Here is a 16,354-nt window from a genome sequence, read left to right as displayed (position 1 = left end):
GACCCGGGTACCGGGCCGGGGAGCAGTTGCGCGGCCCGGCTAGACTGGCCCGTATGGCATTTCTCCTTGTGCATTAGCCGGCGTCGAAGAATCTCCTCCGCCAGCCCTCTTCCGCCGTCCATACCGCCCTGGAGTCTTTCCGTGATCACCGCAACCGGCGTCGAGCTGCGCGCCGGAGCCCGCGTCCTCATCGAGTCCGCCTCGTTCCGCATCGCCAAGGGCGACCGCATCGGTCTGGTCGGCCGCAACGGAGCCGGCAAGACCACCCTCACCAAGTGCCTCGCGGGCGAGGGCATCCCCGCCGCCGGCACCATCACCCGCTCCGGCGAGGTCGGCTATCTGCCGCAGGACCCTCGCACCGGCGACCTCGACGTCCTCGCGCGCGACCGCATCCTCTCCGCCCGCGACCTCGACTCCGTGCTGCGGAAGATGCGCGAGAACGAGGAGCGGATGGCGAACGGCAAGGGCGCCACCCGCGAGAAGGCGATGAAGAAGTACGAGCGGCTGGAGACGGAGTTCCTCACCAAGGGCGGCTACGCCGCCGAGGCCGAGGCCGCCACCATCGCCGCCGCGCTCGGACTGCCCGACCGGGTGCTCGGCCAGCCCCTGCACACGCTCTCCGGCGGCCAGCGCCGCCGGGTGGAGCTGGCGCGCATCCTCTTCTCCGACGCCGACACCCTGCTGCTCGACGAGCCCACGAACCACCTCGACGCGGACTCCATCGTCTGGCTGCGCGACTACCTCAAGACGTACCGCGGCGGCTTCATCGTGATCTCCCACGATGTCGACCTGGTCGAGACGGTCGTCAACAAGGTCTTCTACCTGGACGCCAACCGCTCCCACATCGACGTCTACAACATGGGCTGGAAGCTCTACCAGCAGCAGCGCGAGGCCGACGAGAAGCGCCGCAAGCGCGAGCGGGCCAACGCGGAGAAGAAGGCCGCCACCCTGAACTCCCAGGCCGACAAGATGCGCGCCAAGGCCACCAAGACCGTCGCCGCGCAGAACATGGCCCGCCGCGCCGAGCGGCTGCTGTCCGGCCTCGAAGCCGTGCGCCAGTCCGACAAGGTCGCCAAGCTGCGCTTCCCCGAGCCCGCCCCCTGCGGCAAGACGCCGCTGACGGCGGAGGGCCTGTCGAAGTCGTACGGCTCCCTGGAGATCTTCACCGATGTCGATCTGGCCATCGACAAGGGCTCCCGGGTGGTGATCCTCGGCCTCAACGGCGCGGGCAAGACCACGCTGCTGCGGCTGCTGGCCGGGGTCGAGAAGCCCGACACCGGGCAGGTGACCCCGGGCCACGGCCTCAAGCTCGGCTACTACGCCCAGGAGCACGAGACGCTGGACCCGGAGCGCTCCGTCCTGGAGAACATGCGCTCCTCCGCGCCGGACCTGGACCTCGTCGACGTCCGCAAGACGCTCGGTTCCTTCCTGTTCTCCGGAGACGACGTCGACAAGCCCGCCGGGGTGCTCTCCGGCGGTGAGAAGACCCGGCTCGCGCTGGCGACCCTGGTCGTCTCCTCCGCCAATGTGCTGCTGCTGGACGAGCCGACCAACAACCTCGACCCGGCCAGCCGTGAGGAGATCCTCGGCGCGCTCCGTACGTACAAGGGAGCGGTCATCCTGGTCACCCACGACGAGGGCGCCGTCCACGCGCTGGAGCCGGAGCGGATCATCCTGCTGCCCGACGGGGTCGAGGATCTCTGGGGCGCGGACTACGCGGACCTGGTCGCGCTCGCCTGACAGCCGGGCCGCCCCGGCCTGGCCGTCTCATGATCCAGAGACGTGATCCACTCACGTGATCCACTCCGTATGGATCATTCGGCTCAGCAGTGATCCTTCATCTGTGTGAGTGCGTCTCGTACTGCGGCGCGCCGCGCGACGGACCCGACCGTCCCGGCCTTGACCCCCGCGAACCCGTCCGCACGCCGCTGACCTGGCACTTCCCCCATACCTGCGTCCCCGTTCTCAGGCGGGTGTCGCCGGAATAGGTAACTCCACCCGTATCCGGACCCGGAAAGCGGCCAAAGCCGCTCCCACGGACCTTGCCGAATGGGTGGCCAGGACGCCCGTGAGGGGTGATCATGAGAAGTCCAGAGCGCACTTCCCATGAGGAGGCACGGGTGGCCGAGACTCTGAAGAAGGGCAGCCGGGTAACCGGCGCCGCGCGTGACAAGCTCGCGGCAGACCTGAAGAAGAAGTACGACAACGGTGCGAGCATCCGGGCGCTGGCCGAAGAGACCGGCCGTTCCTACGGATTCGTTCACCGGATGCTCAGTGAGTCCGGAGTCACGCTGCGGGGACGTGGCGGAGCGACGCGAGGCAAGAAGGCCGCTTCGGCCTGACGACCGAGCACGACTCCTCCGGCCACCGGTTCGGATGGTGGCCACCCGGTCGATCCCATGATCGCCCAGGTGGTTACTGTGCAGTCACTTGGCTCGATGCCTGACTGCCCGAACCGGAGGCGCCCCATGACTTCGCTCGAATCCGTACTCGACAAGGACGGCGTACGGCTCACCGTCGAGGACGCGCTCGCCACGGTGACTCTCACCAATCCGGCCAAACGCAATGCCCAGTCTCCCGCTCTGTGGCGGGCATTGGCAGAGGCCGGAAGGGCGTTGCCGGGCAGTGTGCGGGTCGTGGTGCTGCGCGGTGAGGGCTTGTCCTTCTCCGCGGGGCTCGACCGGCAGGCGTTCACCCCCGAGGGTTTCGACGGCGAGCCGTCATTTCTGGATCTCGCGCGGGGCTCTGACGCGGACCTCGACGCGGCCATCGCCGGATACCAGGAGGGCTTCACCTGGCTGCGGCGTACGGACGTGGTATCGATCGCGGCCGTTCAGGGGCACGCGATCGGAGCCGGCTTCCAGCTCGCTCTCGCGTGCGATCTCCGGATCGTCGCCACGGATGTGCGGTTCGCCATGCGCGAGACCAGCCTCGGCCTGGTCCCCGACCTCACCGGCACCCACCCGCTGGTGGGGCTCGTCGGTTACGCGCGTGCGCTGGAGATCTGCGCCACGGGCCGCTTTGTCGAGGCCGAGGAGGCCGAACGGACCGGCCTCGCCAACCTGGTGGTGGCGCCCGGCGAACTCGACGACGCCGTCAAGGACTTGACGGGCGCGCTGCTGGCCGCACCGCGAGACGCGGTGATCGAGACCAAGGCGCTGCTCCAGGGCGCGTCCGGCCGCTCCTTCGAGGCCCAGCGCGCCGCCGAGCGCGCCGCACAGGCCCGCCGGCTGCGCGATCTCGCCGGCCTCGCCGACTGACCTCCGCAGCTTCCCGCCGTACGGCCGCGCCGCCCGGCGCCCGGGGGCGCGCCGGTAGCTCCACTGGTCCAGCGCGCTCCGCGGATTCCGCCGCGTGTCGGGGGGCGCCGTCGACCGCTGATCCGTCCCGGCCACCGGCGGCCCCGGCCGGCCGTCGCGCGGGCCCGCCGTATCCACGGCGCGGGACCGGACGAGCGGCCTTAATGTGAGCGACAGAGCCCATCTCCGCGCGGAAAGGGATGAATGGCGATGTCAGACAGCGTGCCCCGCAACCAGGCCACGTCCTCCGGCCGGGAGCCGTCGGGCGAGGAGGGGAGAAGGCCCTCCGCCACCAGGCGTGGCGGTGGCCCTCCCGGATCCCGCGGCCGTACCACCATCGCCGACGGCGTGGTGGAGAAGATCGCCGGCCTCGCGGCCCGGGACGTGCTCGGTGTACACGCCATGGGAAGCGGGATGTCCCGGACGTTCGGCGCCGTGCGTGACCGTGTTCCCGGCGGCGGCAAGGCGTCCGTCAGCCGAGGCGTGAAGGCCGAGGTGGGAGAGGTACAGACGGCGCTCGATCTGGAGATCGTCGTCGACTACGGAGTCTCGATCACCGATGTCGCCGTCGCCGTACGCGAGAACGTCATCTCCGCGGTCGAGCGGATGACGGGACTTGAGGTCGTCGAGGTCAATATCGCGGTCAGCGATGTGAAGCTGCCCGACGAGGACGATGACGAAGGACCGGAGACACGGCTCCAGTAGCGGTCCGGGAAACGCGGAGGAGCGGAAGAGGAGCGCACGATGAGCATGGCTGTGGTCGGCCTGTTGGCCGGTATGGCGCTCGGATTCGCCGGCTATTTCGGCGGCTTCGGAGCCTTTGTGCTGGTGGCCGCGCTGGGTGCGGTCGGGTTCATGGCCGGGAGGTTCCTGGACGGCGATCTGGAGCCCGGCTACTTCTTCCGCAGTCGCGAACGCGACGACCGGCGGCGGTGACCTCGCGTGGCCGGTGACCGGATGGCGGCCGGCGAGCGCGGGGCGACCACCATCGCCGACCGCGTCGTCGCGAAGATCGCCGCGCAGGCCGCGCGGGAAGCGCTCGGCGTACTGCCGGAGGGAGGGGCCGCGCCGCACGCCAGCGTGACGGTGCACCGTGACACCGCGCATGTGCGGGTGGGCATCGAACTGGACTATCCCTCCGACATCGGCGGCCTGTGCCGTGCCGTGCGTCACCAAGTGGCCCTGCGGGTACACGCGCTGGCGGGCATGGAGGTGCCCGAAGTGGTAGTGCGGGTCGAAGAGCTGCACTCCGTCCATTCGCGCGGCGCGGCACAGGGGAGAATCCGATGAGCGAACCCGTGGCCGGGGGCACCGGCCAGGAGAGGGAAGACGAGCGGGGCGGCGTACTGGAGCTGGACCCGTCGAGCTCCGCCACCCGGTACGAGCCGGAGCCGCCGGCGGACGACGGCGCGGGCGGCAGGGCCGGACGCTTCTGGTCCTCCCGCCGGATCCCCGCCGCCCTGGTCGCCCTGGTCGTTCTCGGCGCCGCCGCGCTGCTGCTGTACGACATCGCGGCCGTGCGGGCCGGCCATCCCGCCATGGCCTGGCGCCGCGAGCTCGCCGGCGAACTGGCCCGGCAGCCGCTCGACCAGACCTGGGTGCTGGTGGCCGCGGCCGTCGCGATGGCCCTCGGGGTGTGGCTGGTCGCGCTCGCGCTCACCCCCGGACTGCGCGGAGTGCTGCCCATGCGGCGGGACTTCGGAGAGGTCCGTGCCGGACTCGACCGGGACGCCGCCGCGCTGGTGCTGCGCGACCGCGCCATGGAGGTCTCCGGGGTGCAGTCGGCTCGGGTGCGGGTGGGCCGCTCCCGGGTGAAGGCGCGTGCCCAGTCCCACTTCCGGGAACTCGACGACGTACGCGCGGACTTGCGCGACGTGCTGGGCGCCGGCATCAGGGAACTGGGCCTCGCCAGCCCGCCCGCCCTGTCGGTGCGAGTCCGCAGGCCCACGAAGAAGAGGTGACGGTGTGATCAGGGTGGTCAACCGCGTACTGCTGGCCCTGATCGGCCTGGTACTGCTCTGTGCGGGCGGTTTGGTGCTCGCGCAGGGGGTGGGATGGCCGGTGCCGTCCTGGTGGCCGTACGGCGGACCGCACGATGTGCTGCTGAGCCGGGTGAACCGCCTGCGGTGGCGCGGGGACGGCTGGTGGTGGCCCGCCGTCATCGCCGCCCTGGCGGTCGTGGTCGTGCTGGCGCTGTGGTGGCTGCTGGCCCAGTTCCGGCGGTCCCGGCTGGCGGAGGTCCTGGTCGACACGGGCGACGGCGAAGGGGCGCTGCTGCGCGGCCACGCGCTGGAGCACGTGCTGGCGAGCGAGGCCGAGTCGATGGACGGGGTGGCCCGCGCGAGGGTCAGGCTGACGGGCCGCCGAGGCGCTCCGTCGGTGCGCCTGCGGATGCTCCTGGACCCTCACGCGGCGCCCGGTGAGGCGCTGAGGCGGCTCGCCCGCGAGGCGCTCACCCATGCCCGTGACTCGGCGAACCTGAAGGCGTTGCCGGCCCAGGTCCGGCTCCGTGCGGCGAAGCACCGCGCGGAGCGGGTGACCTGACGGCCGGTTCCCGGCCGGGGCACGGGCAGCCCGCAGCGCCGCCACACGCCCGCGCCCTAGAAACCGTGCCGCGCGCCGCCGTCCACCGGCAGCATCAGGCCGGTCAGATAGGACGCGGCGGGGGAGAGCAGGAACGCCGCCGTGCCGCCGAACTCCTCCGGGGTGCCGTAGCGGCGCAGCGGTATGCGCGACTCGTTTTTCGCCTTCGCCGCCGCCGCGTCGCCCGACAGGGCGTCGAGTTCGCGCACCCGGTCCGTGTCGATCCGGGACGGCAGGAGGCCGACGACCCGGATGCCGCGCGGGCCGAGTTCGTTCGCGAGGGACTTCGCGAAGCCGGCCAGCCCCGGCCGCAGACCGTTGGAGATGGTCAGGCCCGCGATCGGTTCGTGCACCGATCCCGAGAGGACGAAGCCGATGACACCGCCCTCACCCAACTCCTCCGCCGCCGCGCGCGCCAGCCGTAGCGCTCCCAGGAAGACGGACTCGAACGCCGTCTGCCACTGCTTGTCCGTGGTGTCCGCGGCGAAGCCCGGTGCCGGGCCGCCGACGCTGATCAGGATGCCGTCGAAGCCGCCGAACCGCTCTCGGGCCGCGCCGATGAGGCGCTGCGGGGTGGCCGGGTCGGCGTTGTCGGCGGCGAGCCCGTGAACGCCGGAACCGATCGCGCCGGCCGCCTCCGTGACGCCGCGCTCGTCGCGTCCGGAGATGACCACCTTCGCGCCCTCGGCCGCGAGTGCCTCCGCGGCGGCACGGCCCAGCCCCCGCGACGCGCCGGTGACGACATAGACGCGGTTCCTCAGTCCAAGATCCATGGACCTATCCTGCCGTGCCCCTCCCCGCCAGGGTAAGGGCTGTCACCACCAGTCCGATGTGGCTGAACGCCTGTGGGTAGTTGCCGAGTTGGCGTCCGGCCACCGGGTCGTACTCCTCGGAGAGCAGCCCGACGTCATTGCGCAGCGAGAGCAGCCGCTCGAAGAGCTCCCTGGCCTCCTCGGTCCGCCCCGTCATATGAAGGGCGTCGGCCAGCCAGAACGAGCAGACCAGGAACGTCCCCTCGTCACCGGGCAGGCCGTCGATCGCGGGACCCGTCGTGCTGTAGCGGCGGACGAGGCCGCTCTGACCCAACTCCGCCCGCACCGCGTCGACCGTGCCGACGACCCGCGGATCGTCCGGCGGCAGAAAGCCGACCCGGGGGATGAGGAGCGTCGCCGCGTCCAGTTCCGTGGAGCCGTACGACTGGGTGAAGGTGTTCCGCTCCGGGTCGTACCCCTTCTCGCACACCTCCCGGTGCACCTCGTCGCGCATCGTCCGCCACCGCTTCACATCGCCGCTGAGCGAGTGATCGGCCTCCAGCGCGCGTACGGCCCGGTCGGCGGCGACCCAGGCCATCACCTTGGAGTGGACGAAGTGCCGGCGCGGCCCGCGGACCTCCCAGAGGCCCTCGTCCGGTTCCCGCCACTTCGACTCCAGGAAGTCCAGCAGGGCGAGCTGAAGACTCCAGGCGTGCGGCTTCGGCGAGAGCCCCGCCATCCGCGCGACATGGAAGGAGTCTATGACCTCGCCGTAGACGTCGAGCTGGAGCTGGTCGACGGCGTTGTTGCCGATACGGACGGGCGCGGACCCCTCGTAACCGCTCAGCCAGGGCAGCTCGCTCTCCGGCAGCCGCCGCTCACCGGCGAGCCCGTACATGATCTGCAGGTCCGCCGGGTCCCCGGCGACCGCGCGCAGCAGCCAGTCGCGCCAGGCCGCGGCCTCGTCCAGATAGCCGACCGACAGCAGGGCGCCGAGCACCAGGGTCGAGTCGCGGAGCCAGCAGTAGCGGTAGTCCCAGTTCCGTACGCCGCCCGGATCCTCCGGCAGGGAGGTGGTGGGCGCCGCCACGATGCCGCCGGTCGGCCCGTAGGTGAGCCCCTTGAGCGTGATGAGGGAGCGCATGACGGCGGCGCGGTACGGGCCTTCGTACCCGCACTGCGCGGCCCAGGTCTCCCAGTCCTCCAGGCTGTGCTCCAGTGACTCGTACGGGTCCACGAGCGCCGGACGCGGCTCGTGCGAGGGATGCCAGGTGAGGACGAACGCCACCTTCTCGCCCGCGCCGACGGTGAACGAGGAACGCGTACTGAAGCGCTGGCCCCAGGTCTTGACCGGGGGTTCGCTGCGCAGCCACACGGAGTCGGGGCCCGCCACCGCCACCCGGTGCCCGTCCGAGCGGCGCACCCAGGGCACCACGGAACCGAAGTCGAAGCGCAGCTTCATGGTGGAGTCCATCTCGACGGAGCCGCTGACTCCCTCCACGATCCGCACCACATCGGGCGCCACATCGCGCTGCGGCATGAAGTCGATGACTTTCACCACGCCCGTCGGGGTCTCCCACACGGATTCCAGCACCAGCGAGTCACCCAGGTAGCCGCGCCGGGTGCAGTCGCCCGCGCCCGTGGGCGCGATCCGCCAGTGGCCGTTGTCCTCGTCGCCGAGCAGCGCGGCGAAGCAGGCCGCCGAGTCGAAACGCGGCAGGCACAGCCAGTCGATCGAACCGTCCATGCCGACCAGGGCGGCGGTCTGCAGATCGCCGATGAGCGCGTAGTCCTCGATACGTTGGGTCACGCCACCCCTGTTCCCGCGCCGCGCGCAGGCTAAGCAGTGGTCAGACGGCCGCGCTCGCGGGCTCGGATTCCGGTGCGGGGATCCCCTGCCTCGCGGCCGCTTCCCGGTCGCGCTTCTCACGGCGTACGAGAATCACCCAGCCGACGGGCACTCCGGCGGCGAACAGCCACCACTGGACGGCGTAGGCCATATGGGGGCCGATCGAGCTGTCGTCGGGATCCTGGATCTGCTCCGGGCTCCCGCCGGCCGGCACGGGCGAGGTCTGCTCCACATAGCCGCCGAGCACGGTGCGGCCCAGGTACGCGTGCTGCTGCCCGCTGCTGATCAGCATGACCTGGCGGGGCGGCAGGTCCCGCACGTCCTTGATCCCGCTGGCCGCCGAGGTCTCGTCGGCCTTCAGCCGGCCGGTGATGGTGACCTCGCCGCGGGGAGGGGGCGGGATGTCGGGGAAGGCCCGCTGGTCGCCCGGGGCGGGGATCCAGCCGCGGTTGACGATGACCGCGCGGCCGTCCTTCAGGACGAGCGGGATCAGGACGTGGTAGCCGACCTGGTCGTCACGGGAGGTCCGGCGGCGCACGACGACCTCGTGCGCGGGGTCGAACCGGCCGGTGGCGGTGACCCGCCGCCAGTAGTCGGCGCGGGGGACGGTGTGCCCGGGGGAGGTCAGTTCCGTCACCGGGACCGGTTCGGCCCGGAGGTTGTCCGAGATCAGGGCGTTCTGGGCGACTTTGTGTTCGTGCCGGTGAAGCTGCCAGAAGCCCAGCTCGATCATCGCGGGGATGAGGGCGAGGGCGAGGAGGGTGAGGATCACCCACTGCCGGGACAACAGGAAGCGGTACACGCTTCGACGGTACCCGGCCGGTGCCGGCCGCCGGACGGCGGGACCGGGCGGACGGCGGGGGTGTCCCGTCCGCCCGGCCTCAGACCCGGTCGACGACGCCCGTCCTGCCGGCGGCGCGGGCGCAGTGGGCGCCGCAGTACCAGTGGCTCTCGGCCTCGACCCCCTGGCCGATGATCTGGACCCGGCAGTGTTCACAGATGGGCGCCATACGGTGGATGGCGCAGGAGAAACAGTCGAAGACATGCACCGCGCCCTGCGCGTGCACCTCGAAAGACATCCCGTAGTCGTTTCCGCAGACCTCGCAACGTGCCATGCGCCACAGGGTGGGACGCCGGGCGCCGGTGCGCGAGGGGGCCGCTGGCGAGTCGCGCGCCAATCACTCGTCTGCCGGGCGGGGGCCGGGCAGCGAGGTACCCGGCGGCAGCGGAACGGGCAGGGGCAACGGCAGCGGAGTCTCCGCGGGCGGCGGTGCGGGGGCCGGGACCGGAGCGGACCCGCCCGCCGGTGCCACGTCCCGCAGGAGCTGGGTGAAGGCGCCCTCGTCGACCACGGGCGTGCCGAACGACGCGGCCTTGACCGTCTTGGACGTCGCCGCGTCCGGGTCATTGGTCACCAGCAGACTGGTCAGCCGCGACAGGCTCGTCGCCACATGCAGCCCGGCCTCCACGGCCCGGTCCTCCAGCAGCTCACGGTCGACGGAGGTGTCGCCGGAGAACGCCACCCGCATGCCCTGCACCAGCGGCCCGCCCGGCACATACCGGCCGGGATTCGGGTACGGGCAGGCCGGGCGCCTGCGCGAGGGCCGCCAGCTCGTCCCCCGGAAGGCGGGCTGATAACCGGCCCTGGGCCGCGCCGGGGCGTCCGACCACTCGGTGAGCGGCAGACATTCGAGCAGCGGCAGCCGGACGCCGTCCCTGGCCGCCGCGTGCAGACTCGGGCGGAAGGCCTCCGCCAGCACCCGCGCGTCGTCGAGCGCGTGGTGCGCGCGCTGCTGGACGACACCGAAGTGCGCCGCGAGCGACTCCAGCTTGTGATTGGGCAGCGGCAGCCGCAGCTCCTTGGAGAGCGCGATGGTGCACAGCCGCTGCCGGGTGGGCGCCGCCCGCTCCGCGCGGGCGTACTCCCGGGCGATCATCGACCAGTCGAAGACCGCGTTGTGCGCGACGAGCACCCGGCCGTCGAGCCGCTCGGCCAGCTCTCCCGCGACGTCCGGGAAGAGCGGGGCACTCTCCAGCACATCGCTCGTCAGCCCGTGGATCCACACGGGACCCGGATCGCGCTCCGGATTGACCAGGGTGTACCAGTGGTCCTCGACATTGCCCCGGGCGTCCAGGCGGTAGACGGCGGCGGACACTATCCGGTCGTCGCGGGCGAGCCCGGTGGTCTCCACGTCGACGACCGCGTACCCCTGGGGGTAGGCGGCCGGCCATGTCGTCGCAGTCGTCTGGTCGTCGAGCATGGTCACAGAGAATACGGGCCGCGACTGACAGCCCCGTCCCCCGGCCCGCCCCGGGACGCCACCGGCGGCGTGTGAGCGGGCGCTCCGTCAGGGCCCGTGCGGAGCACGCGAACGCGGGCCGCCCCCGGGGGGACGGCCCGCGCACACACGGGACCGCTTACCTGCGCACCGCGTCCAGAGCGTCGGCCACACCCGCTCCGTAGAAGCCGTTGTGGCGCTTGCCGCCCTCACAGACGGCGTCAACCTCGCCGTCACCGTCGATGTCGTACGGCGCCGGGCAGGCGACATCGTCGGCCTGCGCCGTCAGCAGCGCCTTGATGGTCCCCGCCGAGGCGTACGGGTGCGTGGACTTCAACAGCGCGGCCACACCCGCGACATGCGGAGAGGCCATCGACGTACCGGCCATGTACCCCCACGAGCCGCCCGGCAGCGGGCCCAGGATCAGGCCACTGGTCGCCGGCGGGGCCGGCGTCTGGTAGACGGTCGAGTCGCCGCCCGGGGCGGCGATGTCGATGATGCCGAGACCGTAGTTGGAGAACGACGACTTCAGGCCCTTGGCACCGGTGGAGGCGACGGTCACCACACCCGGCAACTGGGTCGGGATGTCGAGGCACTTGGACGGGTCGATCTCACGGTCGCCCGGGGTGGTGTCGTTCGGGCTGCTCGGGTCGACGATCGAGTCGGACGCGAGGTCGTAGTTCTCGTTGCCCGCCGCGGCCACATTGACCGTGCCCTTGCTCTCGGCGTACCGCGTGGCGCGGGTGAGCGCCTCGACCAGGGCCTTCTGGTCCGGGTCGCTCTTGCAGTTGAAGTACCACGGGTCGGTGTAGTAGCTGTTGTTGGTGACATCCACGCCGTGCTCGGCGGCCCACACGAAGCCGCAGACGACGGCCTCGGTGTAGAAGAAGCCGGCCGTCGTGGAGACCTTGATGCCGGCCACCTTCACGCCCGGCGCGACACCGGTGATGCCGATGCCGTTCTTCGCCGCCGCGATCTCACCCGCGACATGCGTGCCGTGCGGGCTCTCCGCGGCGCTCGGCCGCCAGGCGCCGTCCGTCGTGTCGGGCTTGCCGCCCACGCAGTTGACCGATGCCCTGCGGTCGAAGTTCGGCGCGATGTCCGGATGCGTGTCGTCGACGCCGGTGTCGATGACGGCGACCGTGACGTTCCGGCTGCCGAGGGTCTTCTGGTGCGCCTTGTCCGCCTTGATGGCGGGCAGGTCCCACTGAAGGGCCTCCAGCGGATCCTGGCCCACGGACCTGTCCGCCTTCGCGGCGGTGATCTGCTCCGCCGTGAGGGTCTGCGGCGCGCCGATGTCCGTCGTGGACTGCGCGGGCAGCGGCGCGGTGCGGGTCGCACCGGCCGAGTCGACACCCCTGACATTGCGGACGCTCTGGGCGAAGCCGGGGTTCTGCGAGGTGACGACGATGACGCCTATCTGGTCGTAGGAGGTCACCACCGTGCCGCCGGCACGGTTGATGGCCTTCTTGACCGACGAGACGGTGGAGCGTCCGCCATGAGTGTTGACGACGTACGAGAGCTTGGGGCCGTCGGTGGCGACCGTGGTGGCGACGCTGTCGGCCTGGACGGCTGTAGCCGTACCCGCCGGCAGGAAGCCGAGCGAAGCGGTGAGCGCCAGACCTACGGGCAGGGCGAGTGCGCGCCGCCGTCTGGATCTCAGCTGAGCCATGGGTTCTCCACATCATCCGTGAGAGCCGTCCCCGCGCACGCTGCGCGCAGACGGGTACATGACGAGGGAAGTTATCGCTGACTGTCGTTACTCATCAATCAATTCCAGAAGAAAAGGCTGATGTTGAACCGCTTCGCCGTGCCTCCCGTGCCGTTGTCAGGGGGACGAGCATCATCCCGACTCCGGTAGGAGGTCCCCCTTGTCAGACCCCATCGCACCCGCGTCACGAGGAGATTCCGTGGCTACCGATGCACCGCCGCCCGAGGGCGGTACGGCAAGCAGCCCCGCCCAGAACACGGCGGCCCCGACCGCCCAGCCCACGACGGCCCAGTTCGTCGAGGTGCAGGAGAGCACGGAATTCGGCGAACTGCGCCGTACGTACCGCTCCTTCGCCTTCCCGCTGACCGTCGTCTTCATCGCCTGGTACCTGCTGTACGTCCTGCTGTCCAACTACGCGGGCGACTTCATGGGCACCAAGCTCTTCGGCAACATCAACGTCGCCCTCGTCCTGGGCCTCGCGCAGTTCCTCACCACCTTCCTCATCGCCTGGTTCTACGCGCGGCACGCGTCCCGCAGGCTCGACCCGAAGGCCGACATCATCAAGTCCCGTATGGAGGCGGACGCATGAGCCACCCGGTCCAGCTTCAGCTCGCCGCCGCCTCGGACGCCAGCGAGCACCGGCCGCTGATCATCACGCTCTTCGCCCTCTTCGTCGTGGCCACGCTGGTCATCACCGTCTGGGCCGGCCGCCAGACCAGGAACGCGTCCGACTTCTACGCCGGCGGCAGGCAGTTCACCGGTTTCCAGAACGGCCTCGCGGTCTCCGGCGACTACATGTCCGCCGCGTCCTTCCTCGGCATCGCCGGCGCCATCGCCCTCTTCGGATACGACGGCTTCCTCTACTCCATCGGCTTCCTGGTGGCCTGGCTGGTGGCGCTGCTGCTCGTCGCCGAACCGCTGCGCAACTCCGGCCGGTACACGATGGGCGACGTCCTCGCGTACCGCATGCGCCAGCGCCCGGTCCGTACCGCCGCCGGTGCCTCCACCATCGTCGTCTCGATCTTCTATCTGCTGGCGCAGATGGCCGGAGCCGGTGTGCTGGTGTCGCTGCTGCTCGGCATCACCAGCGACGCCGGGAAGATCGCGATCGTCGCTCTGGTCGGCCTGCTGATGATCGTGTACGTCACCATCGGCGGGATGAAGGGCACCACCTGGGTCCAGATGGTCAAGGCCGTCCTGCTGATCGCGGGGACGCTGCTGATCACCTTCCTGATCCTGCTGAAGTTCCAATTCAACCTCTCCGACCTGCTGGGCACGGCGGCGAGCAACAGCGGCAAGGGCGCGGCCTTCCTCGAACCCGGCCTCAAGTACGGCGCCACCGAGACCTCGAAGCTGGACTTCATCTCGCTCGGCATCGCGCTGGTCCTCGGTACGGCCGGGCTGCCGCACATCCTGATCCGCTTCTACACCGTGCCGACCGCCAAGGCCGCCCGCAAGTCGGTGATCTGGGCCATCGGCATCATCGGCGCCTTCTACCTGATGACCATCGTGCTCGGCTTCGGCGCCGCGGCGCTGCTCAAGCCCGGCGACATCATCGCCTCCAACAAGGCGGGCAACACGGCCGCGCCACTGGCGGCGCTGGAGATCGGCGGCGGCGCCGGTTCGACCGGAGGCGCGATCCTGCTCGCGGTGATCTCCGCGGTCGCCTTCGCCACCATCCTCGCGGTGGTCGCGGGGCTGACCCTGGCGTCGTCCTCGTCGTTCGCGCACGACATCTACGCCAATGTCATCCGCAAGGGACAGGCCACGGAGAAGGAGGAGGTCCGCGCGGCACGCTGGGCGACCGTCGCCATCGGCGTCGTCTCCATCGCGCTCGGCGCGCTCGCCCGCGACCTGAATGTGGCGGGACTGGTCGCGCTCGCCTTCGCCGTCGCCGCCTCGGCCAATCTGCCGACGCTGCTGTACAGCCTGTTCTGGAAGAGGTTCACCACCCAGGGCGCCCTGTGGTCGATCTACGGCGGCCTCGCCTCGTCCGTGCTGCTGGTGCTCTTCTCGCCGGTCGTCTCGGGGAAGCCCACCTCGATGTTCCCGGACGTCGACTTCCACTTCTTCCCGCTGGAGAACCCGGGTCTGATCTCGATCCCGCTGGGCTTCCTGCTCGGCTGGCTGGGCACCCTGCTGTCCAAGGAGGAGCCGGACAAGGGCAAGTACGCCGAGCTGGAGGTCAAGTCCCTCACCGGCACCGGGGCACACTGACCGGCTCCGCAGCAGAGCGTTTTCCGCGGCCGCGTCGTAGAGTCCTACGACGCGGCCGCGCCGCTCGATGCCGCGGACGCCCCTGTCGTTGTCGGAGGTCTGACGTAGGCTCGACAGTGTCGTGACCGATCACAGGGAGGGGGCCCACAGTGCTCATCGACACCTATGGCCGCGTGGCCACCGACCTGCGCGTGTCACTCACGGACCGGTGCAACCTGCGGTGCACGTACTGCATGCCGGAGGAGGGCCTGCAATGGCTCACCAAGTCCGATCTGCTGAGCGACGACGAGATCGTGCGCCTCGTCCGTATCGCCGTGACCCGCCTGGGCATCACCGAAGTCCGTTTCACCGGCGGTGAACCGCTGATCAGGCCGGGCCTCGTCGGGATCGTCGAGCGGTGCGCGGCCCTGCGGCCCCGGCCCAGGATGTCCGTCACCACCAATGGCCTGGGACTGAAGCGCACGGCCGCGGCGCTGAAAGCCGCGGGCCTGGACCGGGTCAATGTCTCGCTCGACACCCTGCGGCCCGATGTCTTCAAGGCCCTCACCCGGCGCGACCGGCACGCGGATGTGATCGACGGCCTGCACGCGGCCCGCGAGGCCGGACTGACGCCGGTCAAGGTCAACACCGTCCTGATGCCCGGCCTGAACGGGGACGAGGCTCCCGACCTGCTGGCCTGGGCCGTCGAAAACGGCTATGAGCTGCGGTTCATCGAGCAGATGCCGCTGGACGCACAGCACGGCTGGAAGCGGGACGGCATGATCACAGCCGGTGAGATTCTGGCCTCGCTCCGTACCCGCTTCACGCTGACCCCGGAGGGCGACTCGGCCCGCGGCTCGGCGCCCGCCGAGCGCTGGCTGGTGGACGGCGGTCCGCACCGCGTCGGGGTGATCGCCTCCGTCACCCGTCCGTTCTGCCACGCCTGCGACCGCACCCGGCTCACCGCCGACGGACAGGTGCGCACCTGTCTGTTCGCGCGGGAGGAGACGGACCTGCGGGCCGCGCTGCGCTCCGACGCGCCCGACGAGGAGATCGCCACGATCTGGAAGCTGGCGATGTGGGGCAAGAAGGCCGGTTCCGGTCTGGACGACCCGGCCTTCCTCCAGCCCGACCGGCCGATGTCAGCCATCGGCGGCTGAGTCGTGCCGCTGCCACTCCTCCAGCGTCACCACGTCCTTGAGAAAGCCGCGCACACCGAGGAACGAGCTGAGATGCTCGCGGTGTTCGTCGCAGGCCAGCCAGGTCTTGCGGCGTTCGGGCGTGTGCAGCTTGGGGTTGTTCCAGGCGAGGACCCAAACGGCGGCGGTGCGGCAGCCCTTCGCGGAGCAGACGGGCGCGGAGCCGTCGGGCGGGGAGCCGCCGGCCGGTCGGCCGGCGAAGAAGAGGCCGCCCGGGAACGGGCCGTCGGTATCGGCGGAATCGGGGGAGTTCACCCGGCCACCTTAGGCCCTGTCCGGGTGGCGTGACCGGCGGTGTGCGGCGGCGGTCCGATGGGCCAAAAGGGCGACGCCGAGCAGCCACGGGGGGAGCTGCCCGGCGTCGGTCCGTCGCTCCGACGGGGGATGCGGAGCGCCTGCAAAGTATGTCACGCGCGACGGGGTGCGGTGCACCGGAACTTCACGATTGATCTGAGCTTTTACTGAGCTCGGCGGACCGCCCGAGAC

Annotated in this window: 17 protein-coding genes and 1 pseudogene; 11 read left to right on the top strand and 7 right to left on the bottom strand. The window is 70.8% G+C overall.

Translation table 11 applies throughout. The features are described 5' to 3' along the window. Nucleotides 1–141 precede the first annotated feature (141 nt). From ABZ707_RS00230 to amaP, 8 genes are all read left to right on the top strand, one after another. A complete protein-coding gene (locus tag ABZ707_RS00230; RefSeq protein ID WP_360165227.1) occupies nt 142–1,740 on the top strand; it encodes an ABC-F family ATP-binding cassette domain-containing protein in 1,599 nt (532 codons plus the stop codon). A 380-nt stretch (nt 1,741–2,120) separates the two neighbouring features. Further along, nucleotides 2,121–2,342 (top strand): helix-turn-helix domain-containing protein, encoded by a 222-nt coding sequence (locus ABZ707_RS00225; RefSeq protein ID WP_030753304.1) that lies wholly within the window; start codon nt 2,121–2,123, stop codon nt 2,340–2,342. Nucleotides 2,343–2,468: 126 nt separating this feature from the next. Next, on the top strand, nt 2,469–3,260 hold the full coding sequence (locus tag ABZ707_RS00220; protein WP_360165224.1) for an enoyl-CoA hydratase/isomerase family protein: 792 nt from the start codon (nt 2,469–2,471) through the stop codon (nt 3,258–3,260). A gap of 249 nt (nt 3,261–3,509) precedes the next feature. Further along, nucleotides 3,510–4,004 carry an Asp23/Gls24 family envelope stress response protein gene (locus tag ABZ707_RS00215; protein ID WP_360165221.1) on the top strand — a complete coding sequence of 165 codons (495 nt, stop codon included), beginning with the start codon at nt 3,510–3,512 and terminating at the stop codon, nt 4,002–4,004. A gap of 39 nt (nt 4,005–4,043) precedes the next feature. Then, nucleotides 4,044–4,235, top strand: a complete 192-nt coding sequence (locus tag ABZ707_RS00210; RefSeq protein WP_360165218.1) for a hypothetical protein — start codon at nt 4,044–4,046, stop codon at nt 4,233–4,235. A gap of 21 nt (nt 4,236–4,256) precedes the next feature. Next, nucleotides 4,257–4,589 carry an Asp23/Gls24 family envelope stress response protein gene (locus tag ABZ707_RS00205; protein WP_360166889.1) on the top strand — a complete coding sequence of 111 codons (333 nt, stop codon included), beginning with the start codon at nt 4,257–4,259 and terminating at the stop codon, nt 4,587–4,589. Then, nucleotides 4,586–5,260 (top strand): DUF6286 domain-containing protein, encoded by a 675-nt coding sequence (locus ABZ707_RS00200; RefSeq protein ID WP_360165215.1) that lies wholly within the window; start codon nt 4,586–4,588, stop codon nt 5,258–5,260. Before ABZ707_RS00205 ends, ABZ707_RS00200 begins: the two co-directional genes overlap by 4 nt. Before the next feature lie 4 nt (nt 5,261–5,264). Then, the gene (gene amaP, locus ABZ707_RS00195; RefSeq protein WP_360165212.1) at nt 5,265–5,843 is read left to right on the top strand and encodes an alkaline shock response membrane anchor protein AmaP; all 579 of its coding nucleotides are present in this window, start codon (nt 5,265–5,267) and stop codon (nt 5,841–5,843) included. A gap of 56 nt (nt 5,844–5,899) precedes the next feature. On the opposite strand, the gene ABZ707_RS00190 is transcribed toward amaP, so the two are convergent. From ABZ707_RS00190 to ABZ707_RS00165, 6 genes and pseudogenes are all read right to left on the bottom strand, one after another. After that, a complete protein-coding gene (locus ABZ707_RS00190) occupies nt 5,900–6,655 on the bottom strand; it encodes an SDR family oxidoreductase (RefSeq protein ID WP_360165209.1) in 756 nt (251 codons plus the stop codon). Nucleotides 6,656–6,659: 4 nt separating this feature from the next. Next, entirely contained in the window at nt 6,660–8,444 is a 1,785-nt protein-coding gene (locus tag ABZ707_RS00185; RefSeq protein ID WP_360165206.1) for a glycoside hydrolase family 15 protein, read from the bottom strand. Nucleotides 8,445–8,484: 40 nt separating this feature from the next. Further along, entirely contained in the window at nt 8,485–9,285 is an 801-nt protein-coding gene (locus ABZ707_RS00180) for an SURF1 family protein (RefSeq protein ID WP_360165203.1), read from the bottom strand. 79 nt (nt 9,286–9,364) lie between these two features. Further along, nucleotides 9,365–9,598, bottom strand: coding sequence for a hypothetical protein (locus tag ABZ707_RS00175; RefSeq protein WP_319680265.1), 234 nt, complete (start codon nt 9,596–9,598; stop codon nt 9,365–9,367). Nucleotides 9,599–9,775: 177 nt separating this feature from the next. Continuing rightward, nucleotides 9,776–10,750 (bottom strand): annotated as a pseudogene (locus ABZ707_RS00170) (DEDDh family exonuclease); the annotation flags it as partial. A 151-nt stretch (nt 10,751–10,901) separates the two neighbouring features. Further along, a complete protein-coding gene (locus ABZ707_RS00165; RefSeq protein ID WP_360165200.1) occupies nt 10,902–12,434 on the bottom strand; it encodes a S8 family serine peptidase in 1,533 nt (510 codons plus the stop codon). A 238-nt stretch (nt 12,435–12,672) separates the two neighbouring features. Between ABZ707_RS00165 and ABZ707_RS00160 the strand changes: the two genes are divergently transcribed. The 3 genes from ABZ707_RS00160 to moaA all read left to right on the top strand — a co-directional run bounded on the left by ABZ707_RS00160 (nt 12,673) and on the right by moaA (nt 15,829). Then, complete coding sequence (locus ABZ707_RS00160) at nt 12,673–13,062, top strand: DUF485 domain-containing protein (protein ID WP_360165198.1); 390 nt, start codon at nt 12,673–12,675, stop codon at nt 13,060–13,062. Next, nucleotides 13,059–14,690, top strand: a complete 1,632-nt coding sequence (locus ABZ707_RS00155) for a cation acetate symporter (protein ID WP_360165195.1) — start codon at nt 13,059–13,061, stop codon at nt 14,688–14,690. The genes ABZ707_RS00160 and ABZ707_RS00155 overlap by 4 nt, the downstream gene beginning before the upstream one ends. A gap of 149 nt (nt 14,691–14,839) precedes the next feature. Continuing rightward, entirely contained in the window at nt 14,840–15,829 is a 990-nt protein-coding gene (moaA, locus tag ABZ707_RS00150) for a GTP 3',8-cyclase MoaA (RefSeq protein WP_360165192.1), read from the top strand. Here moaA and ABZ707_RS00145 read toward each other — a convergent pair. Further along, a complete protein-coding gene (locus ABZ707_RS00145) occupies nt 15,812–16,123 on the bottom strand; it encodes a hypothetical protein (RefSeq protein ID WP_360165189.1) in 312 nt (103 codons plus the stop codon). The two genes, moaA and ABZ707_RS00145, sit on opposite strands and share 18 nt — an antisense overlap. Nucleotides 16,124–16,354: the final 231 nt, after the last annotated feature.

The organism is Streptomyces sp. NPDC006923 (assembly GCF_040635655.1).
GTDB lineage: Bacteria > Actinomycetota > Actinomycetes > Streptomycetales > Streptomycetaceae > Streptomyces.
The sequence above is the reverse complement of the archived record's forward strand: the minus strand, read 5'-3'. Positions and strand labels throughout refer to the sequence as shown.

Bases quoted from the DNA above. Each gene is read 5' to 3' on its own strand.
- ABZ707_RS00190 (WP_360165209.1), bottom strand. From the start codon at position 6,655: ATGGATCTTGGACTGAGGAACCGCGTCTATGTCGTCACCGGCGCGTCG.
- ABZ707_RS00155 (WP_360165195.1), top strand. From the start codon at position 13,059: ATGAGCCACCCGGTCCAGCTTCAGCTCGCCGCCGCCTCGGACGCCAGC.
- ABZ707_RS00200 (WP_360165215.1), top strand. From the start codon at position 4,586: ATGAGCGAACCCGTGGCCGGGGGCACCGGCCAGGAGAGGGAAGACGAG.
- ABZ707_RS00205 (WP_360166889.1), top strand. From the start codon at position 4,257: ATGGCGGCCGGCGAGCGCGGGGCGACCACCATCGCCGACCGCGTCGTC.
- ABZ707_RS00165 (WP_360165200.1), bottom strand. From the start codon at position 12,434: ATGGCTCAGCTGAGATCCAGACGGCGGCGCGCACTCGCCCTGCCCGTA.
- ABZ707_RS00220 (WP_360165224.1), top strand. From the start codon at position 2,469: ATGACTTCGCTCGAATCCGTACTCGACAAGGACGGCGTACGGCTCACC.
- ABZ707_RS00175 (WP_319680265.1), bottom strand. From the start codon at position 9,598: ATGGCACGTTGCGAGGTCTGCGGAAACGACTACGGGATGTCTTTCGAG.
- ABZ707_RS00215 (WP_360165221.1), top strand. From the start codon at position 3,510: ATGTCAGACAGCGTGCCCCGCAACCAGGCCACGTCCTCCGGCCGGGAG.
- ABZ707_RS00210 (WP_360165218.1), top strand. From the start codon at position 4,044: ATGAGCATGGCTGTGGTCGGCCTGTTGGCCGGTATGGCGCTCGGATTC.